The organism is Psychrobacter sp. 1Y4 (assembly GCF_051847555.1).
Genome location: NZ_JBPYDE010000176.1, coordinates 1 through 1,017 on the forward strand (window position 1 = coordinate 1; position 1,017 = coordinate 1,017).

Sequence of the window (1,017 nt, forward strand, 5' to 3'; positions counted from 1 at the left end):
CAGCAAGCAGAACGTGATAGTGCCGTTGACAAAGTATTGCTTGGGTATGAGATAGGAACAGTCAGCATTGCGACGATGGTCACAGGTCTTGAGCGTGACGGCGAGGCGCTGACGTTAGACTTACGCCTACCACAAGACAGCAACCCTGAAGCTGTCCAACAAGAGCTTGGTCAATTGTTGCATCCACATGGTATTACCACGATTCATATGAATGTACGTTTACCTGCGCCAGAAAAAGGGTCAGGTTCTAGCTTACCAAAGCAAATGCCTAAGACGACAAATGCAATGGAGTCCCAGCCTTCATCTGGCGCTAATAACAACGCGAGTAATGCCAATAACGCTAACGCCGAGCCGCCAATTACCAAAGCTGCTCCAACACAATCTTCATTAGCTGCGCATCCTCGTATCCGCCATATTATTGTTGTGGCATCAGGCAAGGGCGGCGTTGGCAAATCAACGACGACTGTGAACATCGCACTGGCATTACAGAAGCTGGGCAATCGTGTTGGTGTGCTCGACGCAGATATTTATGGCCCTAGCATGCCAACGATGCTAGGCGTTGCCGATGTGAAGCCGCAGTTAGAAAATGAGCAGTTTGTGCCAGTGGATGCGCATGGAATAGCGATGCTCTCTATCGGTAGTTTGCTCGATGGGGAGAACACACCAGTGGCGTGGCGCGGGCCAAAGGCCACGGGTGCGCTGATGCAGCTTTATAATCAAACCAACTGGCCACAGCTAGATTACTTGGTGATTGACATGCCGCCAGGTACGGGCGATATACAGCTGACCTTAGCACAGCGTATCCCAGTGACAGGCGCTGTCATCGTCACGACGCCGCAGCACGTTGCACTACTTGATGCGCAAAAGGGTATCGAGATGTTTAACAAAACCAGTATTCCTGTGCTTGGTGTCGTTGAAAACATGGCGTTACACACTTGTAGTAACTGCAATCATACCGAAGCGATTTTTGGTACTGGCGGTGGTGAGATTATCGCTGAGCAGTATCAGGTGCCGCTA

Annotated in this window: 1 protein-coding gene; it reads left to right on the top strand. The window is 50.6% G+C overall.

Annotated features, from left to right (window positions below):
* Positions 1–36: 36 nt before the first annotated feature.
* On the top strand, positions 37–1,017 hold a 981-nt coding region (locus tag ACS8FC_RS15085; protein WP_439297371.1), incomplete at its 3' end, for an Mrp/NBP35 family ATP-binding protein.